Origin of the sequence: Streptomyces sp. NPDC001508, assembly GCF_040298665.1 — a bacterium.
GTDB lineage: Bacteria > Actinomycetota > Actinomycetes > Streptomycetales > Streptomycetaceae > Streptomyces.
Genome location: NZ_JBEPAP010000021.1, coordinates 31,494 through 56,054, shown reverse-complemented (window position 1 = coordinate 56,054; position 24,561 = coordinate 31,494). Strand labels below are relative to the sequence as shown.

Annotated in this window: 18 protein-coding genes and 3 pseudogenes; 10 read left to right on the top strand and 11 right to left on the bottom strand. The window is 72.5% G+C overall.

Going from position 1 to position 24,561, the window contains the following annotated elements; translation table 11 throughout:
• The first annotated feature begins 7 nt into the window (after positions 1-7).
• From trpB to lgt, 4 genes are all read left to right on the top strand, one after another.
• On the top strand, positions 8-1,300 hold the full coding sequence (gene trpB, locus ABT245_RS20310; protein ID WP_351735442.1) for a tryptophan synthase subunit beta: 1,293 nt from the start codon (positions 8-10) through the stop codon (positions 1,298-1,300).
• Positions 1,297-2,115, top strand: coding sequence for a tryptophan synthase subunit alpha (gene trpA / locus ABT245_RS20305; protein ID WP_351735440.1), 819 nt, complete (start codon positions 1,297-1,299; stop codon positions 2,113-2,115). The genes trpB and trpA overlap by 4 nt, the downstream gene beginning before the upstream one ends.
• A gap of 203 nt (positions 2,116-2,318) precedes the next feature.
• A complete protein-coding gene (locus tag ABT245_RS20300; protein WP_351735439.1) occupies positions 2,319-3,095 on the top strand; it encodes a DsbA family protein in 777 nt (258 codons plus the stop codon).
• An 82-nt stretch (positions 3,096-3,177) separates the two neighbouring features.
• The gene (lgt, locus tag ABT245_RS20295) at positions 3,178-4,218 is read left to right on the top strand and encodes a prolipoprotein diacylglyceryl transferase (protein ID WP_351735438.1); all 1,041 of its coding nucleotides are present in this window, start codon (positions 3,178-3,180) and stop codon (positions 4,216-4,218) included.
• A gap of 56 nt (positions 4,219-4,274) precedes the next feature.
• Here lgt and ABT245_RS20290 read toward each other — a convergent pair whose 3' ends face one another.
• The 6 genes and pseudogenes from ABT245_RS20290 to ABT245_RS20265 all read right to left on the bottom strand — a co-directional run.
• Positions 4,275-5,090 (bottom strand): HpcH/HpaI aldolase/citrate lyase family protein, encoded by an 816-nt coding sequence (locus tag ABT245_RS20290; RefSeq protein WP_351735437.1) that lies wholly within the window; start codon positions 5,088-5,090, stop codon positions 4,275-4,277.
• Positions 5,087-6,280 carry a CaiB/BaiF CoA transferase family protein gene (locus ABT245_RS20285; protein ID WP_351735435.1) on the bottom strand — a complete coding sequence of 398 codons (1,194 nt, stop codon included), beginning with the start codon at positions 6,278-6,280 and terminating at the stop codon, positions 5,087-5,089. Before ABT245_RS20285 ends, ABT245_RS20290 begins: the two co-directional genes overlap by 4 nt.
• Positions 6,281-6,341: 61 nt before the next feature.
• Entirely contained in the window at positions 6,342-7,907 is a 1,566-nt protein-coding gene (locus ABT245_RS20280) for an ADP-ribosylglycohydrolase family protein (protein ID WP_351735433.1), read from the bottom strand.
• Positions 7,895-9,070, bottom strand: a complete 1,176-nt coding sequence (locus ABT245_RS20275; protein ID WP_351735431.1) for an ADP-ribosylglycohydrolase family protein — start codon at positions 9,068-9,070, stop codon at positions 7,895-7,897. Before ABT245_RS20275 ends, ABT245_RS20280 begins: the two co-directional genes overlap by 13 nt.
• An 8-nt stretch (positions 9,071-9,078) precedes the next feature.
• Positions 9,079-10,227 (bottom strand): ADP-ribosylglycohydrolase family protein, encoded by a 1,149-nt coding sequence (locus ABT245_RS20270; protein ID WP_502982155.1) that lies wholly within the window; start codon positions 10,225-10,227, stop codon positions 9,079-9,081.
• Between the two features lie 374 nt (positions 10,228-10,601).
• Positions 10,602-11,588: pseudogene (locus tag ABT245_RS20265) on the bottom strand (ADP-ribosylglycohydrolase family protein); the annotation flags it as partial.
• Between the two features lie 239 nt (positions 11,589-11,827).
• Between ABT245_RS20265 and ABT245_RS20260 the strand changes: the two are divergent.
• The 3 genes from ABT245_RS20260 (at position 11,828) to ABT245_RS20250 (ending at position 18,979) form a co-directional block, all read left to right on the top strand.
• Complete coding sequence (locus tag ABT245_RS20260; protein ID WP_351735427.1) at positions 11,828-12,559, top strand: VIT1/CCC1 transporter family protein; 732 nt, start codon at positions 11,828-11,830, stop codon at positions 12,557-12,559.
• A gap of 458 nt (positions 12,560-13,017) precedes the next feature.
• Positions 13,018-17,526, top strand: coding sequence for a glutamate synthase large subunit (gltB, locus tag ABT245_RS20255; protein WP_351735557.1), 4,509 nt, complete (start codon positions 13,018-13,020; stop codon positions 17,524-17,526).
• The gene (locus ABT245_RS20250; protein WP_351735425.1) at positions 17,519-18,979 is read left to right on the top strand and encodes a glutamate synthase subunit beta; all 1,461 of its coding nucleotides are present in this window, start codon (positions 17,519-17,521) and stop codon (positions 18,977-18,979) included. Before gltB ends, ABT245_RS20250 begins: the two co-directional genes overlap by 8 nt.
• Before the next feature lie 180 nt (positions 18,980-19,159).
• Here ABT245_RS20250 and ABT245_RS20245 read toward each other — a convergent pair whose 3' ends face one another.
• Positions 19,160-20,065 carry a chitosanase gene (locus ABT245_RS20245; RefSeq protein WP_351735423.1) on the bottom strand — a complete coding sequence of 302 codons (906 nt, stop codon included), beginning with the start codon at positions 20,063-20,065 and terminating at the stop codon, positions 19,160-19,162.
• A gap of 21 nt (positions 20,066-20,086) precedes the next feature.
• The gene (locus ABT245_RS20240; RefSeq protein WP_351735421.1) at positions 20,087-21,007 is read right to left on the bottom strand and encodes a rhomboid family intramembrane serine protease; all 921 of its coding nucleotides are present in this window, start codon (positions 21,005-21,007) and stop codon (positions 20,087-20,089) included.
• A gap of 146 nt (positions 21,008-21,153) precedes the next feature.
• Between ABT245_RS20240 and ABT245_RS20235 the strand changes: the two genes are divergently transcribed.
• On the top strand, positions 21,154-21,879 hold the full coding sequence (locus ABT245_RS20235; RefSeq protein WP_351735419.1) for a vWA domain-containing protein: 726 nt from the start codon (positions 21,154-21,156) through the stop codon (positions 21,877-21,879).
• Positions 21,880-22,211: 332 nt separating this feature from the next.
• Here the strand turns inward: ABT245_RS20235 and ABT245_RS20230 are convergent, their stop codons facing one another.
• The 3 genes and pseudogenes from ABT245_RS20230 to ABT245_RS20220 form a co-directional block, all read right to left on the bottom strand.
• On the bottom strand, positions 22,212-23,093 hold the full coding sequence (locus ABT245_RS20230) for a hypothetical protein (RefSeq protein ID WP_351735417.1): 882 nt from the start codon (positions 23,091-23,093) through the stop codon (positions 22,212-22,214).
• 38 nt (positions 23,094-23,131) lie between these two features.
• Complete coding sequence (locus ABT245_RS20225; protein WP_351735415.1) at positions 23,132-23,491, bottom strand: hypothetical protein; 360 nt, start codon at positions 23,489-23,491, stop codon at positions 23,132-23,134.
• A pseudogene (locus tag ABT245_RS20220) lies at positions 23,490-23,960 on the bottom strand (beta-galactosidase); the annotation flags it as partial. The pseudogene ABT245_RS20220 and the gene ABT245_RS20225, both read right to left, overlap by 2 nt.
• Here ABT245_RS20220 and ABT245_RS20215 point away from each other — a divergent pair.
• Positions 23,920-24,159 (top strand): annotated as a pseudogene (locus ABT245_RS20215) (AraC family transcriptional regulator); the annotation flags it as partial. The pseudogenes ABT245_RS20220 and ABT245_RS20215 sit on opposite strands and share 41 nt — an antisense overlap.
• 11 nt (positions 24,160-24,170) lie before the next feature.
• Positions 24,171-24,521, top strand: a complete 351-nt coding sequence (locus tag ABT245_RS20210; protein ID WP_351735413.1) for a chorismate mutase — start codon at positions 24,171-24,173, stop codon at positions 24,519-24,521.
• The last annotated feature ends 40 nt before the right edge of the window (positions 24,522-24,561 follow it).

The following is a 24,561-nucleotide window of genomic DNA, read 5'->3' as shown; positions in this document are numbered from 1 at the left end:
ATTGCGCATGCCCAGCGAGTTCTTCATCCCCGACCCGGAGGGTCGGATTCCCAGCGCCGGGGGCTACTTCGGCGCGTTCGGCGGCAAGTTCATCCCGGAGGCGCTCGTCGCCGCCGTGGACGAGGTCGCCGTCGAGTACGACAAGGCCAAGCACGACCCGGAGTTCGCCCGCGAACTCGACGGCCTCCTGGCCGACTACACCGGCCGCCCGAGCGCGCTCACCGAGGTGCCGCGGTTCGCCGAGCACGCCGGCGGCGCCCGGGTGTTCCTCAAGCGCGAGGACCTCAACCACACCGGCTCCCACAAGATCAACAATGTGCTGGGCCAGGCCCTGCTCACCCGGCGGATGGGCAAGACCCGTGTGATCGCGGAGACCGGCGCCGGCCAGCACGGCGTCGCCACCGCCACCGCCTGCGCGCTGTTCGGCCTCGACTGCACCATCTACATGGGCGAGATCGACACCCGGCGCCAGGCCCTGAACGTGGCCCGCATGCGCATGCTGGGCGCCGAGGTCGTCGCCGTGAAGTCCGGCAGCCGCACCCTGAAGGACGCCATCAACGAGGCCTTCCGGGACTGGGTCGCCAACGTCGACCACACCCACTACCTGTTCGGGACCGTGGCCGGGCCCCACCCGTTCCCCGCGATGGTGCGCGACTTCCACCGGGTGATCGGCGTGGAGGCGCGCCGCCAGCTCCTGGAGCGGGCGGGCCGGCTCCCCGACGCCGCGGTCGCCTGCGTCGGCGGCGGCTCCAACGCCATCGGCCTCTTCCACGCCTTCATCCCGGACACCTCCGTCCGCCTCGTCGGCTGCGAGCCCGCCGGGCACGGCGTCGCCACCGGCGAGCACGCGGCCACCCTCACCGAGGGCGAGCCCGGCATCCTGCACGGTTCCCGCTCCTTCGTGCTCCAGGACGACGAGGGCCAGATCACCGAGCCGTACTCGATCTCGGCCGGCCTGGACTACCCGGGCGTCGGCCCCGAGCACTCCTACCTCAAGGAGTCCGGCCGCGGCGAATACCGCGCGATCACCGACGACGCGGCCATGCAGGCGCTGCGTCTGCTGTCGCGCACCGAGGGCATCATCCCGGCGATCGAGAGCGCCCACGCGCTCGCAGGTGCCCTGGAGGTCGGCCGGGAACTGGGCGGGGACGGCCTGATCGTGGTCAACCTGTCCGGCCGCGGCGACAAGGACATGGACACGGCCGCCCGCTACTTCGGCCTGTACGACGGCGACGCGGACGCCGAGGTCGCCGCGGACGCGGACGGCGCGCACGCCGAGATCGAGGGGGACGCCAAGTGAGCGGGAACATCCAGCTGCTGACCGACACGCTCGCCGCCGCGAAGGCAGAGGGGCGGTCCGCCCTGATCGCCTACCTCCCGGCCGGTTTCCCCACCGTGGACGGCGGCATCGAGGCGATCAAGGCCGTGTTCGACGGCGGCGCCGATGTGGTCGAGGTCGGGCTGCCGCACAGCGACCCGGTCCTGGACGGCCCGGTCATCCAGACCGCCGACGACATCGCGCTGCGCGGCGGCGTCCGGATCGCCGACGTCATGCGCACGGTCCGGGAGGCCCACGAGGCGACCGGGAAGCCCGTCCTCGTCATGACCTACTGGAACCCCATCGACCGCTACGGCGTGGAGCGCTTCACCGCCGAGTTGGCGGAGGCGGGCGGCGCGGGCTGCATCCTGCCCGACCTGCCGGTCCAGGAGTCGGCGCTGTGGCGTGAGCACGCCGCGAAGCACGGCCTCGCCACGGTCTTCGTGGTCGCCCCCAGCAGCAAGGACGCCCGGCTCGCGGAGATCACCGCGGCCGGCAGCGGCTTCGTCTACGCCGCCTCGCTGATGGGCGTCACGGGCACCCGTGAGTCCGTCGGCACGCAGGCCCAGGACCTGGTGCGGCGCACCCGTGCCACCGGCACGGACCTGCCCGTCTGCGTCGGCCTCGGCGTCTCCGACAGCGCCCAGGCCGCCCAGGTCGCGGGTTTCGCCGACGGAGTGATCGTCGGCTCGGCCTTCGTCAAACGCATGCTGGACGCCCCGAACCAGGCAGCCGCCATCGCGGCGGTCCAGGCCCTGGCCACCGACCTGGCAAGAGGTGTACGAGGCCAGCCCTAGCCAACCAGCCATAGCCAAACCCCGGACGCGCGCTGCCGAGCCGCGCCCCGAAGGGGGCGCGGGAATGGCGCGACCGGCCACGACGGCTCCGCGGTCGAACGACGGCCGTGATACCCCGCCCCACCCGCGGAGCGCTGGTCACTCGAACGGGTGGACCTGGGACCGGGGAGGCGCACTGTGCCTCCCCGGTTCGTTCTGGGGGTGTGAGCGAGAAGAATCGTGACGGAAAGCGCACCGCCCGCGAGCGCCTGGCGGTCGAGCGAGAGAAGCAGAAGGCCGCGGACAAGCGACGCCGCGCGCTGATCGTGGGCGCGACCGTGATCTGCGTGCTCGGGCTCGCGGCGGTGATCGGCGTGGTCGCCGCGAACGCCGGCAAGGACAAGAGCAGCGCCGGCGCGGGTCCGGTCGTGGCACCCTCCGGCGCGCAGGGCAAGGACGGCCTCGCCATCCCGGTCGGCAAGGACGGCGCCAAGTCCACGCTCACGGTGTGGGAGGACTTCCGCTGCCCGGCCTGCGGGCAGTTCGAGACGGCGTACCGCCCCACGCTGCACGAGCTGACCGACGCGGGCAAGCTCAGAATCGAGTACCACCTGGTCACGCTCATCGACGGCAACCTCGGCGGCAGTGGCTCCCGGCGCTCGGCCAACGCGGCGGCCTGCGCCCAGGACGCCGGAAAGTTCCGCGAGTACCACGACGTGCTGTACGAGAACCAGCCCAAGGAGACGGACGACGCCTTCTCCAGCGATGCCAAGCTGATCGAGCTGGCGGGCAAGGTGAACGGCCTGGACACGCCCGAGTTCCAGAAGTGTGTCAGAGACGGCACGCACAACAGCTGGGTGGCGAAGTCCAACAAGGCCTTCCAGGCGGGTGGTTTCTCCGGTACGCCGACCGTCCTGCTGAACGGCAAGAACATCTACCAGGACCAGACGCTGACCCCGGACAAGCTCAAGCAGATGGTGGAGGCGGCCGACAAGGGGTAAGCGATTCTCACGCCCCTGTTATGGACCCGTAGCCGGGCTGACTGCCGTGTGCCCGGCCCGGCACGGTAGCGTCGACCCTGCCATGGAACTTGCCTACATTCCCAGCCCGTCGCGCGGGGTGCTGTACCTCGGCCCGATTCCGCTGCGCGGCTACGCGTTCTGCATCATCATCGGCGTGTTCGTTGCCGTCTGGCTCGGCAACAAGCGCTGGATCGCCCGCGGTGGCCGTTCCGGCACGGTGGCCGACATCGCCGTCTGGGCCGTGCCGTTCGGCCTCGTCGGCGGTCGGCTCTACCACGTGATCACGGACTACGAGCTGTACTTCAGCGAGGGCCGTGACTGGGTGGACGCCTTCAAGGTGTGGGAGGGCGGGCTCGGCATCTGGGGCGCGATCGCGCTCGGCGCACTGGGTGCCTGGATCGGCGCCCGGCGCCGGGGCATCCCGATGCCCGCGTACGCCGACGCCGTCGCCCCCGGCATCGCCCTGGCGCAGGCGATCGGCCGCTGGGGCAACTGGTTCAACCAGGAGCTGTACGGGCGTGAGACGGACCTCCCCTGGGCGGTGCACATCACCTCCTCCTCGGGCGGCCGGGTGCCGGGCTACTACCACCCGACGTTCCTGTACGAGTCCCTGTGGTGCATCGGCGTCGCCGTCCTGGTGATCTGGGCCGACCGGCGCTTCAAGCTGGGGCACGGCCGGGCGTTCGCCCTGTACGTCGCCGCGTACTGCGTGGGCCGGGCCTGGATCGAGTACATGCGTGTCGACGACGCCCACCACATCCTGGGCCTGCGGCTCAACGACTGGACCGCGCTGCTCGTCTTCGTGCTGGCGGTGGTGTACATCGTCGTGTCGGCGAAGAAGCGGCCCGGCCGGGAGTCCGTGGTGGAGCCGGCCGCCGCGGCGGCGGATGCCGAGGGTGCGACCCCCGGCACGGAGACCGGGTCCGAGACCGCGTCCGACGACGAGGCGAAGGACAAGGCGACAGACAAGGCGAAGGGCGAGGCGCAGGCCGAGACCGGGGCCGCCGGGGTCCCCGAGGGCCGCGCCGAGAACGGGGATGACGCCGAGGTCCCCGAGGCTTCGGAAGCGCAGGACGAGGCGGAGTCGGCCAAGAAGAGCTGACCCGCGGCCGTACGACGACGAGGGCGCCCCGGATCGCGGGGCGCCCTCGTCGTGTCTCACGGCCTGCGGGCCGCCAGGGACAATGTCCGCCGGGCCGCCGCCACCACGGCCGCGTCGATGAACCGGCCGTCCGGCAGCGCCTGGGCGCCACGCTCCGTCGTCGCCGCCTTCACGACCGTCTCGGCCTGTTCCAGCTCCGCCTCCGTGGGCAGATAGGCACGCTCGATGATGGGCAGCTGGCGCGGGTGGATGGCGGCCCGGCCGAGAAAGCCGAGGGCGCGGCCGTGGGCGCAGGAGGCGGCTAGCCCGTCCAGGTCGCGGATGTCGGGGTGGACCGACTGCGGCGGCGGCGCGAGCCCGGCCGCCCGCGCGGCGACGACGACCCGGGAGCGGCACCAGTCGAGGCCCGCGTCATCGCGTACGCCCAGGTCGGCCCGGAGATCCGCCTCGCCGAGCGAGATGCCCCGCAGGGCCGGGTGGGCGCCGGCGATGGTATGGGCGTGCTCGATGCCGAGGGCGGTTTCGAGAAGCGCGTACAGCCGATGCCCCGTGGTGTCGGCGGCGCGCACCACCTCGTCGGCGGAGGTCACCTTCGGCAGCCGTACCCCGGACACACCCGGCAGCCCGGCCACCGCCCGCAGGTCGGCGCCGGCCCACGGGCCTTCGGTGCCGTTCACCCGGACGTGGACCCGTACCGGCTGCGGCTCGGACAGCAGGTCGACGGTCGCCGCGCGGGCGTACTCCTTGCGGTCAGGGGCGACCGCGTCCTCCAGGTCGATCACCACCACGTCCGCGCCGCAGGCCAGCGCCTTGGCCACCACATGCGGGCGGTCGCCCGGGACATACAGCCAGGTGAGCGGGAACGGGATCACAGGGCGCCCTCCTCGCGCAGGGCGTGCAGCTCCTCCGGGGTCAGGCCCAGCTCGGTCAGGACGGCCTCCGTGTCCGCGCCGTGCGGGCGGCCCGCCCAGCGGATCGCGCCGGGGGTGGCGGAGAGCCGGAAGAGGACGTTCTGCATGCGCAGCGGGCCCAGTTCCGGGTCGTCGACGGTGGCGATGGTGCCCAGGGCGGCGTACTGCGGGTCGGACATGACGTCCCGTACGTCCTGGATCGGCGCCACCGCGGCCTCCGCCTTCTCGAAGGCGGACACCACCTCGTCGCGGGTGCGGCGGGCGATCCAGCGGCCGACCGCCGCGTCGAGGGCGTCGGCGTGCGCCGCCCGTCCGGCGCCGGTCGCGAACCACGGCTCACCGATCAGGTCCTTTCGGCCGACCAGGTCCATGACGCGTTCGGCGACCGACTGCGCGGAGGTGGAGACGGCGACCCAACTGCCGTCGGCCGTGCGGTAGGTGTTGCGCGGTGCGTTGTTCTGCGAGCGGTTGCCGGTGCGCGGCTGGACGTGGCCCAACTGGTCGTACCAGATGGGCTGCGGGCCGAGGACGGTCAGGATCGGCTCGATGATGGCCATGTCGACGACCTGGCCCGCACCGGTGTGCTCCCGGGCGGCCAGCGCGGTCATCACCGCGTACGCCGTGGCCAGGGCGGCGATGGAGTCGGCGAGACCGAAGGGCGGTAGTGTCGGGGGCGCGTCCGGCTCGCCGGTGATCGCGGCGAAGCCGCTCATCGCCTCGGCGAGGGTGCCGAAGCCGGGGCGGCGCGCGTACGGCCCGAACTGGCCGAAGGCGGTGACCCGGGTGAGCACGAGGCGCGGGTTGACGGCGGACAGCTCCTCCCAGCCCAGGTCCCACTTCTCCAGCGTGCCGGGCCGGAAGTTCTCGATCACCACGTCGGCGGTGGCGGCCAGCCGCAGCAGGGTGGCGCGGCCGCCGGGTTTGGACAGGTCCAGGGTGACGGTGCGTTTGTTGCGGCCGAGCAGCTTCCACCACAGGCCGACGCCGTCCTTGGCGGGACCGTGACCGCGGGACGGGTCGGGTTTCGCCGGGTGCTCGACCTTGACGACCTCGGCGCCGAAGTCACCGAGCAGGGTGGCGGCGAGGGGGCCGGCGAAGAGGGTGGCGAGATCGAGGACGCGCAGACCGTCCAGGGGCCGGGGGGCGTTCATCCGGCGTGCGGGGCCTCGTACGGGACGAGGCCGGTGGTCGCGCTGGCGGGTGCGATGGGGGTCATGGGCGGGTCGCCTCCAGGTGGGTGAGCTGGGCGAGGGTGTCGAAGCCGGTGCCGTCGAAACCGTTGACGGAGGTGGCGAGGCGGTTCTTGAGGGGGGCCGTCCAGCGGTCGGGCAGGGCGGCGGGGGTGCCGGCGAGGAGCCCGGCGATGCTGCCCGCGGTGGCCCCGTTGGAGTCGGTGTCCCAGCCGCCCGACACGGCGCGGCAGATGGAGCCGGTGAAGTCGCCGTCCGCGTGGGTGAGGGCGGCGGCGATCAGGGCGGTGTTGGGAAGGGCGTGGACCCAGTGGTAGGCGGCGGAGTAGCGGGCGTGCAGCGCGTCCACGACCTGGTCGAAGTCGGTGTGTTCGGCGGCCAGCGGGACGGCGTGGTCCAGGGCCTGCGCGAGTCGGGAGCCGGGCGGTACCACCGTGCGGCCGACGCGCAGGCAGGCGTGCACGTCCAGGGCTCCGGTGGCCGCGGCGGCGATGGTGGCCGCGATGAACATCGCCGCGTAGACGCCGTTGGCGGTGTGGCTGAGCACGGCGTCGCGATGGGCCTGTTCCGCGGCGGCGGCCGGATCGCCCGGGTTGGTCCAGCCGTGCATGTCGGCCCGGATGAGGGCGCCGATCCACTCGCGGAAGGGATTGCGGTGACGGGCCGTGTGCGGGGGTTCGATGCCGGCGAGAAGGTTGCGGTAGGCGATGCGCTCGGCGGTGAAGGTGCGGCCGGCGGGGAGTTCGTCGAGCCAGAGCCCGGCCAGCTCGACGGTGCTGAACGCCCTGCCGTGCCGGCGGAGCAACAGGAGGTTCAACAGCGGGTAGTTGAGGTCGTCATCCTCGGGCATGCCGTCGATGTTCTCGGCGAGCGAGGTGGGGGCGGAACGACGGTTCCAGGGGTGGGCCGCCTTGAGGTCGTCGGGGACCCCGCGTGCCGTGAAGTACCCGGCGAGCGGCCAGTTGCCGGTGGACCGGGCGAGCCGGCGGATGCCGTCGAGGGGCACCTTCTCGACCGGCTTGCCCAGCAGACAGCCCACGGCCCGCCCCAGCCAGGCCGCTTCGAGCCGGAGCGGCGTGAGGTCCGTACAGCCCCCACCACCGTCCGAACCCCGCGGCCCCCGCGGCCCTGCGGAGCCGGAGGACCCGTGACCGGGGAGCCCGCGTTCGTAAGACCCGTGGGCCGGGGATCCGTGATCCGGCAACCCGCCGTCCAAGAGCCCGACTTCGGCGAACTGACGATCCCGCGACCCATGGTCCGGCGGCCGACGCCCCGTCAATCGGCCGCGAAGCGGGAGTGGTTCGGTGGGCCAGTCGGGGCACCGGGTCTTGATCTTTGTCAGCTCGGTCGGTTCTCGGTCGGTCAATGCGCTGGGCAGGTCGGCCAGTTCGTCCAGCAGATCCTCCGCGAGCAGCCGCAGATACCGCGACGCCGGCCGTGGGGAGGCACCGGCCCGCAGCGGCGCGGCGCCGCCGCCCGCCGCCGTCCACCGCGCCTCGATCGCCGTCGGCTCGCGTCCGTCCTGCCGCGCCTGGCGAAGCTCGTGGGCCACCAGGTCCTCCGGCTGGACCCAGGTCAGTCGGAGCATTCCGGACCCCCGAGTGCGGCGAACGCCCGCTCGTGGGCCCGGCGCCGTCCGACGTCCCGCGCGAAGACCTCCTGTGCGACCTCGGTGAGCGTCCGGGCGGGCGCCCACAGGTCAAGCCGGCTTGCCTCCGCCACGGTCTTGGACCAGTCCTTGGGGACGGGCGAGCCGAGGGCGCCGGCCAGCGCGCCCGCCATCGTCGCGATCGAGTCGCAGTCACGGCCGTAGTTGACCGAGCCCAGCACCGCCTGCCGGTAGTCGCCGTCGGCCACCAGCAACATGCCGAGCGCGATGGGAAGTTCCTCGATCGAGTGCAGCCGGGACGGGCGGCGGGCGCCGAGGGACGGGGCCCGGTAATCGGGGCCGACCGTGTCGTAGGGTGCCACCGCCTCCCGCAGCGGTACCAGCGCCGACTCGATGTCGCGGTGCCGGCCGGCCACCGCGCAGACCTCCTCGATCGCCGCCCGGGTGCCGTCCTTGGCCAGTGACAGGCAGGCGGCCACCACCGACCGGGGGCTCGCGCCGGGTGCCGTGGCCGCCGCCACCGCCGCGGCGAAGACCCCGGCCGCCTCACGGCCGTACGACGACTGGTGCGCGCCCGCCACCTCCAGCGCCTCGGCGTACGCACCCGCCGGGTTGGCCGCGTTGACCAGGCCGACGGGCGCCATGTACATCGCCGCCCCGCAGTTGACGATGTTGCCCGTGCCCGCCTCCCGGGGGTCCACATGGCCGTACGCCAGCCGGGCCACCAGCCACTTCTCCGCCAGGAAGATCCGGTGCAGGGGCAGCGCCTCCGCCTCCAGTTCGGGGATCCAGCGGGGGTTCGTCATCAGGTCCGGGACCAGGTGGTCGGCGACGGCGTAGGCGTCCAGATGGTCCCGGACCCGCGCGTACACCCGGACCAGCGCATGGGTCATCAAGGTGTCGTCGGTGATGTGCCCGTCGCCCTTGTGGTAGGGGGCGATGGGGCGGGCGGTGCGCCAGGCGTCGCCGTGCCAGGGGCCGACGATGCCGTGCACGCGGCCACCGTGGCGTTCGAGGATCTGGTCGGGCGAGTAGCCCTCGACGGGGCCGCCGAGGGCGTCCGCGACGGCGGCGCCGACGAGCGCCCCGGTGATCCGCTCATGCAGACCGGGGCTGCCGATTTCATCTGCTGTGGGCGTCATGCCCCGCATCATCCCCCTGGAGCGGGCGGTTGCGCGGCTTCCAGGAGTTCGGCGAGTTCGACCAGGTCGGTGCCGGTGAGGCGGGGGAGCGCACAGCCGGAGAGGGTGCGGCAGGCGTCCCGCCACGCGCGCGGGAGGGCCGCGCCGCCGCCCAGCGCCCCGGTCAGCGCGCCCGCCAGCGCGGGGGCCGAGTCGGCGACCCGGGACAGACAGGCCGCGGCGGGCACGGCCTCGGCGATCCGGCCCCGCGCGGCGCCGGCCAGGGCGAGGGCGACCGGGACCGTCTCGGCGGCGGCGATGCCGTAGCTGTAGACGTGGTCGACGATCTGGTGCTCCAGGAGCGGGATCAGGGCGAAGGCGGTCCCGGTGTCGTGGGCGAGGGCCAGCGCGTGGCGGGCGTTGCGGCCGATCTCCGTGGTCGCGGGCAGTTCGCCGAGGGCCGCCGTCACACAGGTGTCCACATCCGCGCCGGCGAGCGCCAGGGCAAGGGCCGCGGCCATCGCCCGCGCGCCGTGCACCCCGTCGCCGTCCTGGGTGTAGCGGGCGTCGAACTCGGCCAGTTCGGCGGCGCGTCCCGGGTCGCCGCGGTGGGCGACGGCGAGCACGCAGGCGCGTACACAGGCCGCGTCGTCGAAGTAGTGCGGGTTGTCGTGGCCGGTGGCGGGCGGGCGCAGCCCGGTGGCGAGGTTGCCGAGGCCGGCCCGGACCGAGATCCGGGCACGCAGCGGCAGCACCGCGGACTCGACCTCCGGGGCGCGCTCGGCCGCGGCGGCGACCTCGGAGGCGACGGCGCTCCAGGTGAGGTCGATGGCGGCCCGGGTGCGGCGGTCCCGGCTGAGGTCCCCGAGCGCGCTGTCGTCGCCGGCGCGCAGTACCGCCTCGGCCGCGAACACCGCCCACTCGGCGTCGTCGGAGGGGCCGAGGCGCAGCGGCTCCGGGGGCTGGTTGAGCGCGATCGGCACGGGCAGCGTGGTCGTCGCGTTCTGCTCGGCGAAGGTGTCCAGTTCGCGGGTGAGCCGCCGTGTCCACTCGGGCATCCGGGCGGCCCGGTGGCGCGCCGCCGGCCATCCGGCGGCGTCCCCGGCGGCCAGCCCGAGCAGCAGCCCCTCGATCCTGCGGCTCACGGCCGCACCTTGCCCTGCTCGACCGGCGCGCACGCGGCGGGCACGTAGGCCGCGGTGTCGGCGGGCGGTACGGTCGCCGGCTCGACCGCCGGGTGGGCCGCGCCGCGTACGGAGTCCGGGGCGAGCCCTTCCGCGGCCTGTGCCCCGGCCAGTGCGACGAGGTCACGCAGCGCACCGGGCAAGACATGCGGCACGGACGGTACGGCCGCCCCCGATCCGCCCGCCCCCGGTCCGCCTGTCCCCGGTCCGCCTGTCCCCGGTCCGCCTGTCCCCGGTCCGCCCGTCCCCGGTCCGCCTGCCCCCGGTCCGCCCGCCCCCGATCCGGCCGCCTCCCGGGCCGGGAGTTCCGGTGCGTCCTCGACCAGGAGTTCCGGTGCGTCCTCGACCAGAGGATCCGGTGCCCGTTCGATCAGGAGATCCGCCACGTCGAGCACGTGGTGGCCCGCCATGGAGGGCAGGCAGGTGCCGCGGGCCGGACCGATCGCCGCCGCCCAGTCGGGCGGGACCGCGCCCGCGCCCTCGGTCGCGCCGGCCAGCGCGCCCGCCACGGCGGCCGTGGTGTCGGCGTCCCGGCCCATGTTGACCGCCGTCAGGACGGCCCGCCGGAAGTCGCCGTCGGCGGACGCGTACGCCCCGAAGGCGAGCGCCACCGCCTCGGGGGCGAGGTCGGTCCAGGGGTAGCCGCCGACGACGACCGCGGAGCGGACCGCGCGTTCGCCGCGGTGGGCGACGGCGACCGCCCGGCGCAGCGAGCGGGCCGTCCACGAGTCGTCGGGGACGACGGCGAGCGCGGCGGCGACCACCGCGCTGACCGGCGCCCCCGCCATGGCCGCGGCCACCCCGGCGGCCACCGCCTGCCCGCCGTAGATGCCCTCGCCGTCATGGCTGACCGAGCCGTCGATCGCCACCAGCCGGGCCGCCTCGGCGGGGCGGCCCGCCGCGAACACCCCGAAGGGGGCGGCCCGCATCGCGAGGCCGTCGCTCCAGGCGTGCCGGTGCTGGGCGGAGATGGGCGCGGCCAGCCCCCGGCGCAGGTTCTCCAGTGTGCCCCGCTCGCTGAATCCCGCGCCCCGGAAGGGCCCCTCGTGCTGGTTGGCGATCCACTCGTGCCAGGCCGCCTCCGCATGCTCCGGGGTGAGCGCGCAGCCGTGCCGGGCGAGCAGCAGCCCCGAGAAGATCGCGTACTCGGTGTCGTCGGTGCCGGACGGCCGTTCCACGACGTAGCCCGTGATACGGCCCCAGCGGGCCCGGATCTCCGAGGGCTTCAGGTTCTCCGCCGGGGCCCCGAGCGCGTCCCCCACCGCGAGGCCGAGCAGCGCGCCGCGGGCCCGTTCGCGCAGTTCGGTGGCGTCCCCGGCGGACGGGACCGACGGGATGCGGGCGATCGATGCCATGGGCGGCTCTCTTCGTGGGGTGACTTTTGCGGATGTCTGCCACCGGAGCCCTCGGCGTGAGCACCGAGGGCCTCAGCGTCACCCGGTCGACATATGCGCGACCATCCGCACGTTTGAGCAAAGAAGGTAAAGCCGCAGGTTAGCCGAGCCTTTCCTTGCTGGCGGTGCGGAAATCAAAGGCGTAGATTCGCTGTTGTCGAAAAATAGAACCCGTCCAACTAGGTTCCTGGGGGACCCCTATGGCCATCATCGAGACCGAGGCCGCGCTGCACGAGGCCCATCGGGACAACCACACGCACCGGGACGTGAACGGCGGCTGGCTGCGCCCCGCCGTGTTCGGCGCGATGGACGGCCTGGTCTCCAACCTCGCCCTGATCACCGGTGTGGCCGGCGGCGCGGTCGGCCACCAGACCATCGTCATCACGGGGCTCGCGGGCCTCGCCGCCGGCGCCTTCTCCATGGCGGCCGGCGAGTACACCTCCGTAGCCTCGCAGCGCGAGCTGGTCGAGGCCGAGCTGGACGTCGAGCGGCGCGAGCTGCGCCGGCACCCGCAGGACGAGGAGGCGGAACTGGCGGCACTCTACGAGACGCGGGGTGTCGAGCCGGAACTGGCCCGCGAGGTCGCCCGGCAGCTGTCCCGGGATCCCGAGCAGGCCCTGGAGATACACGCCCGGGAGGAACTGGGCGTCGACCCGGGCGATCTGCCGTCGCCGCTGGTCGCGGCGGTCTCCTCGTTCGGCTCCTTCGCGCTGGGCGCCCTGCTGCCCGTCCTGCCGTACCTGCTGGGCGCGACCGCGCTGTGGCCGGCCCTGCTGCTGGCCCTCATCGGGCTGTTCGGCTGCGGCGCCGTGGTCGCCAGGGTGACCGCGCGCAGCTGGTGGTTCAGCGGTCTGCGACAGCTCGCCCTCGGTGGCGCGGCGGCCGGTGTGACCTACGCCCTGGGCAGTTTGTTCGGAACCGCCGTAGGATAGTGCAGCTGGCACCCATGCGCCGGGCCGCGTGGGGCAGCTGTTACCCACTGGTTTCAGATGCTTGACCGCTGGGCATGAGCCGTAAGCGCTGTGGGCAAAGACGCCCGCGGCACATCCGCGGGATGGGCGAGTACGCCCCTCCCGCCCCCCTTCGGGCCGATGGACATGGATCTGTCCGCGCCGGCCCCCACACACTTCCGCCGCCGTGCGCGGCGCTCTGTCGCGCACCCCGGCGACATCCGCATGCTGGAACGGAGTATCCGGTTCCCGAGAACCGCTCCATCATGTAACCTGCACGAAATTTTGCACTCACGCAGAGGGCCAGCGTCGTCCCTCGGCACCGCATATGCCAGATGACGACGACGGGAGAGCCGATGCGTACACCGCGCCAGCCGTCCCAGCACTCCACGAATGGCCGGAACTGGTCGTTCATGGATGCTCGCCCTGCTGCGCAGGGTATGTACGACCCCCGCAACGAGCACGACGCCTGTGGCGTCGGCTTCGTGGCCACCCTCACCGGCGAGGCGAGCCATGCGCTGGTCGAGCAGGCGCTCACGGTTCTGCGCAACCTGGAGCACCGCGGTGCCACCGGCTCCGAACCCGACTCCGGCGACGGCGCGGGACTGCTCTCCCAGGTGCCGGACGCCTTCCTGCGCGAAGTGGCCGGATTTGAACTCCCCGCGGCCGGGGCCTACGCCGTCGGCATCGCCTTCCTGCCCGAGGAGCACACCGCCGAGGCCGTCTCACAGATCGAGACGATCGCCCACGAGGAGGGGCTGACGGTCCTCGGCTGGCGCGAGGTCCCGGTCGCCCCCGATCTGCTGGGCGCCACCGCGCGCTCGACCATGCCGGTCTTCCGGCAGCTCTTCGTCACCGACCGGGCCAGCGAGGGCATCGCGCTGGACCGCAAGGCGTTCGTGCTGCGCAAGCGCGCCGAGCGCGAGGCCGACGTGTACTTCCCGTCGCTGTCCTCGCGCACGATCGTGTACAAGGGCATGCTGACCACCGGACAGCTCGAACCGTTCTTCCCGGACCTGTCCGACCGCCGTTTCACCACCGCGATCGCGCTCGTGCACTCCCGGTTCTCCACCAACACCTTCCCGTCGTGGCCGCTCGCGCACCCCTACCGCTTCGTCGCGCACAACGGCGAGATCAACACCGTGCAGGGCAACCGCAACTGGATGCGCGCCCGCGAGTCCCGGCTGGCCTCCGACCTGTTCGGCGACCGAAACCTGGACCGTGTCTTCCCGGTGTGCACGCCCGGCGCCTCCGACTCCGCCTCCTTCGACGAGGTGCTGGAACTGCTGCACCTCGGCGGCCGCTCGCTGCCGCACTCCGTGCTGATGATGATCCCGGAGGCATGGGAGAACCACGCCTCCATGGACCCGGCCCGGCGCGCCTTCTACCAGTTCCACGCCACCATGATGGAGCCCTGGGACGGCCCGGCCTGCGTCACCTTCACCGACGGCACCCAGGTCGGCGCCGTACTCGACCGCAACGGTTTGCGTCCCGGCCGCTACTGGGTCACCGACGACGGCCTCGTCGTCCTCGGCTCCGAGGTCGGCGTCCTCGACATCGACCCCGCCAAGGTCGTCCGCAAGGGCCGGCTGCAGCCCGGCCGTATGTTCCTCGTCGACACCGCCGAGCACCGCATCATCGAGGACGACGAGATCAAGGCGGCCCTCGCCGCCGAGCAGCCCTACGCCGACTGGCTGGAGGCCGGCGAGATCGAGCTGGTCGACCTGCCCGAGCGCGAGCACATCGTGCACACCCACGCCTCGGTCACCCGCCGCCAGCAGACCTTCGGCTACACCGAGGAAGAGCTGCGCGTCCTGCTCGCGCCGATGGCCAAGGCCGGCGCCGAGCCCATCGGCTCCATGGGCACCGACTCGCCGATCGCCGCCCTGTCCGAGCGCCCGCGCCTGCTGTTCGACTACTTCACCCAGCTGTTCGCGCAGGTCACCAACCCGCCGCTGGACGCGATCCGCGAGGAACTGGTCACCTCGCTGCGCTCCGCGCTGGGCCCGCAGGGCAATCTGCTCGACCCGACCGCCGCCTCCTGTCGGTCCGTCGTGCTGCCCTTCCCGGTCATCGACAACGACGAGCTGGCCAAGCTCATCCACATCAACGCGGACGGCGACCTGCCGGGCTTCAAGGCCGCGACCCTCTCCGGTCTGTACCGGGTCGGCGGCGGCGGCGAGGCCCTGGCCGCCCGCATCGACGAGATCTGCGCCGAGGCCGACGCCGCCATCGGCAACGGCGCCCGGCTGATCGTCCTGTCGGACCGCCACTCGGACGCCGAGCACGCCCCGATCCCCTCGCTGCTGCTCACCGCAGCCGTCCACCACCACCTCATCCGCACCAAGCAGCGCACCCACGTGGGCCTGCTGGTCGAGGCCGGCGACGTCCGCGAGGTCCACCATGTGGCCCTGCTCATCGGCTACGGCGCCGCCGGGGTCAACCCGTACCTGGCGATGGAGTCCGTGGAGGACCTGGTCCGCGCGGGCACCTTCCTGCCCGGCATGGAGACCGAGAAGGCCATCCGCAACCTGATCCACGCCCTCGGCAAGGGCGTACTGAAGGTCATGTCCAAGATGGGCATCTCGACCGTCGCCTCCTACCGCGGCGCCCAGGTCTTCGAGGCCGTCGGCCTCGACGACGGCTTCGTCGAGAAGTACTTCAACGGCACCGCCACCAAGATCGGCGGTGTCGGCATCGACGTCGTCGCCGAGGAGGTCGCCGCCCGGCACGCCAAGGCCTACCCGGTCTCCGGCATCGCCCCCGCGCACCGCGCCCTGGAGATCGGCGGCGAGTACCAGTGGCGTCGCGAGGGCGAGCCGCACCTGTTCGACCCCGAGACGGTCTTCCGCCTCCAGCACTCCACGCGCACCGGCCGCTACGACGTCTTCAAGAAGTACACCGCGCGCGTGAACGAGCAGTCCGAGCGTCTGATGACGCTGCGCGGGCTGTTCGGCTTCGCCGCGGACCGGCAGCCGGTCCCCGTCGAGGAGGTCGAGCCGGTCAGCGAGATCGTCAAGCGTTTCTCCACCGGCGCCATGTCGTACGGGTCCATCTCCCGCGAGGCGCACGAGACGCTCGCCATCGCCATGAACCAGCTGGGCGGCAAGTCCAACACCGGTGAGGGCGGCGAGGACCCGGAGCGCCTGTACGACCCGGCGCGCCGCTCGTCCATCAAGCAGGTCGCCTCCGGCCGGTTCGGTGTGACCTCCGAGTACCTGGTCAACGCCGACGACATCCAGATCAAGATGGCCCAGGGCGCCAAGCCCGGCGAGGGCGGCCAACTGCCCGGCCACAAGGTGTACCCGTGGGTGGCCAAGACCCGGCACAGCACCCCCGGTGTCGGCCTGATCTCGCCGCCGCCGCACCACGACATCTACTCCATCGAGGACCTGGCCCAGCTGATCCACGACCTCAAGAACGCCAACCCGGCCGCGCGGATCCATGTGAAGCTGGTGTCCGAGGTCGGCGTCGGCACGGTCGCCGCGGGCGTCTCCAAGGCGCACGCGGACGTGGTCCTGATCTCCGGGCACGACGGCGGCACCGGCGCCTCCCCGCTGACCTCCCTCAAGCACGCGGGCGGCCCCTGGGAGCTGGGCCTCGCCGAGACCCAGCAGACCCTGCTGCTCAACGGCCTGCGCGACCGGATCGTGGTGCAGACCGACGGCCAGCTGAAGACCGGCCGGGACGTGGTCATCGCCGCGCTGCTCGGCGCCGAGGAGTTCGGTTTCGCGACCGCGCCGCTCGTCGTCTCCGGCTGCATCATGATGCGCGTCTGCCACCTGGACACCTGCCCGGTCGGCATCGCCACCCAGAACCCGACCCTGCGGGACCGGTTCGCCGGCAAGGCCGAGTACGTGGTGAACTTCTTCGAGTTCATCGCCCAGGAGGTCCGCGAACTCCTCGCCGAGCTGGGCTTCCGCTCCATCGAGGAGGCCGTCGGGCACGCCGAGGCGCTCGACGTCAGCCGGGCCGTCGACCACTGGAAGGCGCAGGGCCTGGACCTGGAGCCGCTGTTCCACGTGCCCGACCTGCCCGCGGGCGCGGTGCGCCACCAGGCCGTCGAGCAGGACCACGGCCTGGCCAAGGCCCTGGACAACGAGCTGATCAAGCTCGCCGCCGACGCCCTCGCCGCGGCCGGCGCCATCGACGCCCAGCCGGTGCGCGCGCAGGTCGCCATCCGCAACATCAACCGCACGGTCGGCACCATGCTCGGCCACGAGGTGACGAAGAAGTTCGGCGGCGCGGGTCTGCCCGACGACACGATCGACATCACCTTCACCGGCTCGGCCGGCCAGTCCTTCGGCGCCTTCCTGCCGCGCGGCGTCACCCTCCGCCTGGAGGGCGACGCCAACGACTACGTCGGCAAGGGCCTGTCCGGCGGACGGGTGATCGTGCGCCCGGACCGCGGCGCCGACCACCTCGCCGAGTACTCCACGATCGCGGGCAACACCATCGCGTACGGTGCGACCGGCGGCGAGCTGTTCCTGCGCGGCCGCACCGGCGAGCGGTTCTGCGTCCGCAACTCCGGTGCGCTGGTGGTCGCCGAAGGCGTGGGCGACCACGGCTGCGAGTACATGACCGGCGGTCACGCGGTCGTCCTCGGCGAGACGGGCCGCAACTTCGCGGCCGGCATGTCCGGCGGCGTCGCCTACGTCATCGACCTGGACCGCGACCACGTGAACTCGGGCAACCTGGGAGCGATCCAGGCGCTGGACGAGACGGACAAGCAGTGGCTGCACGACGTGGTGCGCCGCCACCAGGAGGAGACCGGCTCGACGGTCGCCGAGAAGCTGCTGGCCGAGTGGGAGACCGCGGCCGACCGCTTCACCAAGATCATCCCCAGCACGTACCAGGCAGTGCTCGCCGCCAAGGACGCCGCCGAGCGAGCCGGTCTCTCCGAGACCGAGACCGACGAAAAGATGATGGAGGCGGCGATCAATGGCTGACCCGAAGGGCTTCCTCAACCACGGCCGTCAGATCGCCGAGACCCGTCCCGTCGACGAGCGCGTCAAGGACTGGAACGAGGTCTACGTCCCCGGCTCGCTGCTGCCGATCATCAGCAAGCAGGCCAGCCGGTGCATGGACTGCGGCATCCCGTTCTGTCACAACGGCTGTCCGCTCGGAAACCTCATCCCCGAGTGGAACGACTACGCCTACCGCGAGGACTGGTCCGCCGCCTCGGAGCGGCTGCACGCCACCAACAACTTCCCGGAGTTCACCGGGCGGCTGTGCCCGGCGCCCTGCGAGTCGGCGTGTGTGCTCGGCATCAACCAGTCGCCGGTCACCATCAAGAACGTCGAGGTCTCGATCATCGACAAGGCGTGGGACGTCGGTGACGTCCGGCCGCAGGTGCCCGAGCGGCTGTCCGGCAAGACGGTCGCCGTGATCGGCTCAGGACCGGCGGGCCTGGCCGCCGCCCAGCAGCTGACCCGGGCCGGCCACACCGTCGCCGTCTACGAGCGCGCCGACCGGATCGGCGGCCTGCTGCGCTACGGCATCCCCGAGTTCAAGATGGAGAAGCGGCACATCAACCGCCGCATCGAGCAGATGCGGGCGGAGGGCACCCGGTTCCGCACCGGCATGGAGATCGGCCGCGACCTGAAGGCGACCGACCTGCGCAAGCGGTACGACGCCGTCGTCATCGCCGCCGGCTCCACGACCGCCCGCGATCTGCCGGTGCCCGGCCGTGAACTCAAGGGCATCCACCAGGCGATGGAGTACCTGCCGCTGGCCAACAAGGTCCAGGAGGGCGACTACGTCACCGCGCCGATCTCGGCGAAGGGCAAGCATGTCGTGGTGATCGGCGGCGGCGACACCGGCGCGGACTGCGTGGGCACCGCCCACCGCCAGGGCGCGGCCTCCGTCACCCAGCTGGAGATCATGCCCCGCCCCAACGACGAGCGGGACACGGTCTCCCAGCCCTGGCCGACCTTCCCGATCCTCTACAAGGTCACCTCGGCCCACGAGGAGGGCGGCGAGCGCATCTACTCGGCGTCCACCAGCCACTTCGAGGGTGACGAGGACGGTCAGGTGCAGTGGCTGCACCTGGCCGAGGCCGAGTTCGTCGACGGCAGGCTGACGCAGAAGCCGGGCACGGAGCGCCGTATCCCCGCCCAACTCGTCACGCTCGCCATGGGGTTCACCGGCACCGACCGGGACAACGGCATGGTCGAGCAGTTCGGCCTGGAGCTGGACGAGCGCGGCAACATCGCCCGCGACGCCGACTTCCAGACCAATGTCCCGGGCGTCTTCGTCGCCGGTGACGCCGGCCGCGGCCAGTCGCTCATCGTGTGGGCGATCGCCGAGGGCCGCTCGGCCGCCAAGGGCGTCGACCGCTTCCTGACCGGCGCGAGCGACCTGCCGGCCCCGATCCGCCCGACGGACCGCGCCCTGGTCTGACCGACCGCCACCAGACGTCCCGTACAACGGCGTACGGAACACCGACGGCGCCTGCCCACCAGTCCCCGACCGGACACCGGGCAGGCGCCGCCGTCTGCCCAGCCCCACAGGGACGCGGGGAACCGCGCGTTCAGCCACGACGCAGCCGCAGACGACGGACGACAGGCGACAGATGACGCGCTACGGCACCTTGTACGTCTCGCCGTACACCTTCCATTCCAGCGGTGTATGCAGATCCATGTTGCCGTCGTAGAGGAACCGCCGCTGGGCCGTGTCGATGCGGGTGGTGTCGATGCCGGGGCGCTTGGCCCGCATCGCCGTCCGGCGGACGTCCAGGAAGATGTCGAGGTAGGCCTTCTCGCTGCCGCCCTCGGCCGGGGTGTCGGCCTCCTTCAGGGCGTGTTCGCGCAGGCCGTAGAAGCCGTCCGGGCCGGTGCCGGGGCCGTGGAAGACCATCGCGTCGTAGTAGACGAACTGGCCCAGCGTGCCCAGCCCGTCCAGCTTGGCGAGGCGGACGGCGGGGTCGAAGTAGGCGCGGTCACGCTCGGAGTCCTGCGCCGCGCGGAAGGCCGGAAACTTCGACTCCGTCTTCCAGGCGGCGGTGAAACCGGGGTCGAGACCCTCGTGCGAGTCCGTGCCGTCGACCTTGCGCAGGGCGGGCAGATAGCCGGCGAGACCGTTGTCCGGGTGCGCCTTGGTGTAGCGCTCGACCAGGGTGAGCAGGTCATGTGTGCCGGTGCAGAAGCCGATGATGCCCGCGGTGTAGCCCTGGCCGTCGCCGATGTCCTCGATGTAGCCGTACGTACTGCGCCAGTCCAGCGTGGAGTTCTCGGCGCTCGCCACGACCTGCTGCGCCAGTTCCTTCTTCTTCGGCGCGGCGAGGCCCGGCGGCGCGTCCGCGATCACCTCGTCGTCCTGTGACTTCTCCGACCGCTCGGCCCGCGCCTTGGCGTCCGCGCGGGACTGGGCCGCGGCGGAGGCGGGCTGGGACGAGGACGGGCCCGAGTCGCCCGGCGTGGCCACGTACACCACCGCCGTGACGATCACCGGGACGGCCGCGAACAGCAGAATGCCGGCTCGTTTCATGACTTCACCGTACGGCCTGCATCAGGCCGCCCCTCCCGTCAGTTCCGAGACCTTCGCCCAGGTCAACACCACCAGCAGGCCCAGCACGGCGATGCCCGCGCCCGCCTGCACCAGGGTGCGCCGGCCGTCCCGCGGCGCATACGCGTACGCGAGTGTCAGCGTGCCGCCCGCCAGCAGTCCGCCGAGATGCCCCTGCCAGGACGCGAACCCGGCGGAGATCACCAGCCACAGCAGCAGCCCCGCCATGTAGCGGTTGACGGCGTTCATGTCGTAGCCCAGGCGGCGGGCCATCACGTAGTAGGCGGCACCGATCCCGAAGATCGCGCCGGACGCGCCGACCGTCAGCGTGTCCGGCGCGATCAGCAGCACCAGTACGGAGCCGCCGAGCGCCGAGAGCAGATACAGGGCGACGTAGCGGATACGGCCCAACTGGGCCTCCACCACCCGGCCGAGGCTCCACAGGGACACCATGTTCAGCACGATGTGCAGGACGCCGAACGGCGTCTGCGTGGCCGGCAGATGCAGGAACGCCCCGGTCAGCAGCCGGTACCACTCGCCCCCGGCAAGCCCTTCCGCGTGCACGTCAAAGCCGTACGGGTACTGCCACAGATAGTGCGTGCCGTCGCCGCCCACGAGCCCGCGCCCCAGCATCCCGAACCGGTCCACGACCGCCGGGCGCACCAGTTCGGCGAGGTAGGCGAGGACATTGAGGCCGATGAGGACACCGGTGACGAGCGGCACCGTGGTGATCCGGCCGCCGAACGCCGTCCGCGCCTGCCGTATCGACCGGGCGCCCTCCCGTACGCAGTCCACGCACTGGTGGCCGACGGCGGCCTCGCGCATGCAGGCCGGGCAGATATAGCGATCGCAGCGGGTGCAGCGCACATGCGACTCCGCCTTGGGATGGCGGTAGCAGGTGGTGACGGCGGACTCGGCGGCCACGGCCGGCTCCTCAAGATCACGGGGACGGGATGAGCCGGTGGGGACGGCGGCGAACAAAATAGCGAACTGTGGGGCCGGGAGGAAAAAGCGGGGGTGGAAGATCGCGTAGTCTCGGCGTCCGGAGCCGCACGAGGGGGGAGCCAGGCATGGCCGCGATCAGTCTCAGCAAGGTGGCGCAGAGCGCGCCCGCGCTGGTCGAGCCGTACCGCACGGCCGGGGTGTCCCTCGCCAAGCACGGGCTCGACGGGCTGCGCGCGGCCGTCTATCTCGTCGTCGACTACTCCGGGTCGATGAAGCCGTACTACCAGGACGGCAGCGTGCAGGCGCTCGCCGACCGGGTGCTCGGGCTGTCCGCGCACCTCGACGACGACGGCCGGGTGCCGGTGGTGTTCTTCTCGACGGACGTCGACGCCGTCACCGACATCGCCCTCGCCGACCACGAGGGCCGCATCGGCCGGATCGCCGCCGGGCTCGGGCACATGGGCAAGACCAGCTACCACCTGGCCATGGACGCCGTCATCGACCACTACCTGGACAGCGGCACCACCGCTCCCGCCCTCGTCGTCTTCCAGACCGACGGCGGCCCGATCAGCAAGCCCGCCGCCGAACGCTATCTGTGCAAGGCGGCCAAGCTGCCGCTGTTCTGGCAGTTCGTCGGCTTCGGCGACCCGGACAGCCGCCAGTTCGACTTCCTGCGCAAGCTGGACGAGCTGGCGGTGCCGGATCTGCGGGTGGTCGACAACGCGGGCTTCTTCCACGCCGGTTCGGACCCCCGGACCCTGCCGGACGCGGAACTCTACGACCGCCTCGTCGCCGAATTCCCCACCTGGCTCGGTTCAGCCCGCTCCCGGGGCATCATCCCCTCGCCCTGACTCCCGCCTGCCGACCTTCTCCAGGGGAGCCGGGGGAGTACCGGGAACCGCGACGGTTCTCGGCGAGGCCACGGAGCGCGTGCGGCGGTCGAGACGGAAGGAGATGTGCCGGAACCGGACTCGCATGCCGGAACCGGACTCGCATGCCGGTGCCGGTGCCGGTGCCGGTGCCGGTGCCGTGCCACCGGGGCCACCACCGCCCGGGGCGCGGTCCGGGCCGGTCCTGGCGATGTCCGGACCGGCCGTGCGTGCCGGAACCGGGCCGCGAAGAGGCCTGGCAGCTTGTCCTCGGCGGCGGTTGTCGGCAGTGGGTGCGGTTCTCGGGGCGCGGGTCAGGTGTCGCATTCCAGTACCGTGCGGCACAGGGCGCAGCGGGCCCTGACCCGGCCCTTCACCGGCACCCGGATGCGCTGCTGGCACGTCGGGCAGGGGAAGGAGACGCGCAGCCGGCCGCCGCCGTCGGGGGTGAAGGTGTAGGGCACGCCGGGCTGCGGCCCGTGAGCGTGCCTGCGGTCGCGGGCGTAGCGGCGGCGGCCCGCCCAGCCCGCCGCGGTCAGCGGCGGCTGCTGTTCGTCGTGCCGGGCCAGCGCCAGACCCTTGGTGTACGCCGTGTACGCCTGCGGGCTGGTGAACCACACCGACGGGTCCTCGCCGAAGACCTGTGAGCGCTTGGCGAGGACGTAGCCGAACTCCTCCGGGGTGAGGTAGCCGAGCTTCTGGGACGACACCGAGTCCTCCCGGAAGGCGTCCAGCAGCAGCCAGCCCGCGCCCAGGTACGTGGCCGCCGTGTCCGTGAGGATCTCGTTCTCCGCCGTGCTGGGGAAGGACAGGTCCAGACGGTGCAGATAGACATGCGTGACCTCGTGCGCCAGGGCCGCGCCGATGTCCCGCCGATGGGTGCGGAAACGGTCGTTCAGCTCCACGAAGTACTCCGGCCCCGCGGTGAGTTCGACGTTCGCCGCATGAGTCATCTCGCGGAAGCTGATGATCACCCGGGCGTCCGGCAGCCGGAAGTGCCGGACGATCTCACCGGCCACCCGCTGCGCGCCCAGGTGCAGATCGTCGGTGTCGCAGAAGGCCACGTCGACGGGGGCCACACTGGCCGGGAAGGTCTGGATCGTGTCGTACGACAGACGCCTGTACAGCGCGGTGATCGCGGCCCGCACCGTCTCCAGATGCGGATAGCCGTGCACGACCGGTCCGTCGTTCGCCACGCCGTCACCCCCAAGGACGCCCCGACTTCTCATCCACTCTATGCGGGTGTGAGCGGTTTTCGCCGGTCCCCGGCCCCCGCCGCCGCCCCGGCGCGGTCGCACGCGCGGCAGGCGCGGGACGGGCGGGTCACCGGGGGAGGACGGGACGACCGGGTCATACGGGGAGCAGGCGCGGCGCGGCCGGTTCCGGGCCGGTCTCCTGGAGTTCCGGCACCCACACCTCGTTCCCGCCCTCCCGCAGCACCGGCCCGGGGGACGTACAGCGCCCGCCGCGGGCCTGCCGCCCCGTACCGGCCCAGGCCCAAACCGTCGATCCAGACGAATCCGCTTGTCCAGCCCGGCAGTTCGAGCCGCGCATCACCGGCCCCGCGGACCGTGACCGCGCCCCGGTACCGCATACGGCGCGTCGGAGCTGTAGCTGCCGTACCTGCCGTACTCGTTCTCGATCCGCACCAGGGCCACCGGGCCGCCGCGGTCCGGCTGCCGTGCCGTGATCTCCGACAGCAGCCGGCCGACCCAGCGCTCCACATGACCCGGGAAACGCTCGTCGCGGGTACGCACGCGCGTGCCCGGCTCGCCCGTCACCCCGTGCGGCAGACCGCCGTTCTCCCACTCGGCGCAGATGTACGGACCCGGCCGCACGACCGCCCACAGCCACGCGCGCCGCGCCGCGTCCAGGAACCGGCCCACCGCCGCCACGCCCCGGAAGGTGCCGGGCCGCGGCTCGTGCGGGTTCCGCGGGACGTACGTCTGCACGCAGTTGAGGCCCATCGCCCGCGGCAGCACCAGCCGGTGCCTCCACTGCGCCTCGTGCACCCGGAAGCAGGGCATCCGGCTGGGCCGCGCCAAGGCACTCCTCGCCGGCACCGAACTGCCGGTCGCCGCGGCGGCCCGTCGGGTCGGCCACGACGATCCCGCCTGCCTCTCCCGGCTGTTCAGCCGTCGGGTCGGCACGGCCACCGGCCGTTTCCGCGCCCAGCGGGGCCGTGCCGCCCCGGGCGGCCGGAGCGACCGGGTCCCCGACCCCGACGATCCGCCGATGATCGAACCCGCCGCCGCCCCTTAGGCTGAACCCCCATGACCACCAGCAACACCGGTACCGGTGACGTCGATCCCGCCGTCCGCGCGGAACTCGACCGGCTGCGCGACAGCATCGACAACATCGACGCGGCCGTCGTCCACATGCTCGCCGAGCGCTTCAAGTGCACCCAGCAGGTCGGCCGACTCAAGGCCGTGCACCGGCTGCCGCCCGCCGACCCGGCCCGCGAGGCCCGGCAGATCGCCCGGCTGCGCAGCCTCGCCGAGAACGCCAAGCTGGACCCGGCCTTCGCTGAGAAGTTCCTCAACTTCATCGTCGCCGAGGTGATCAGACACCACGAGCGCATCGCCGAGGACACCGCCAAGCAGCGGGCCGTCGAGCCCGGCTGACCTCCGGCGACGCGGTGGGCCCGCGGTCTGGCGCGGCCGG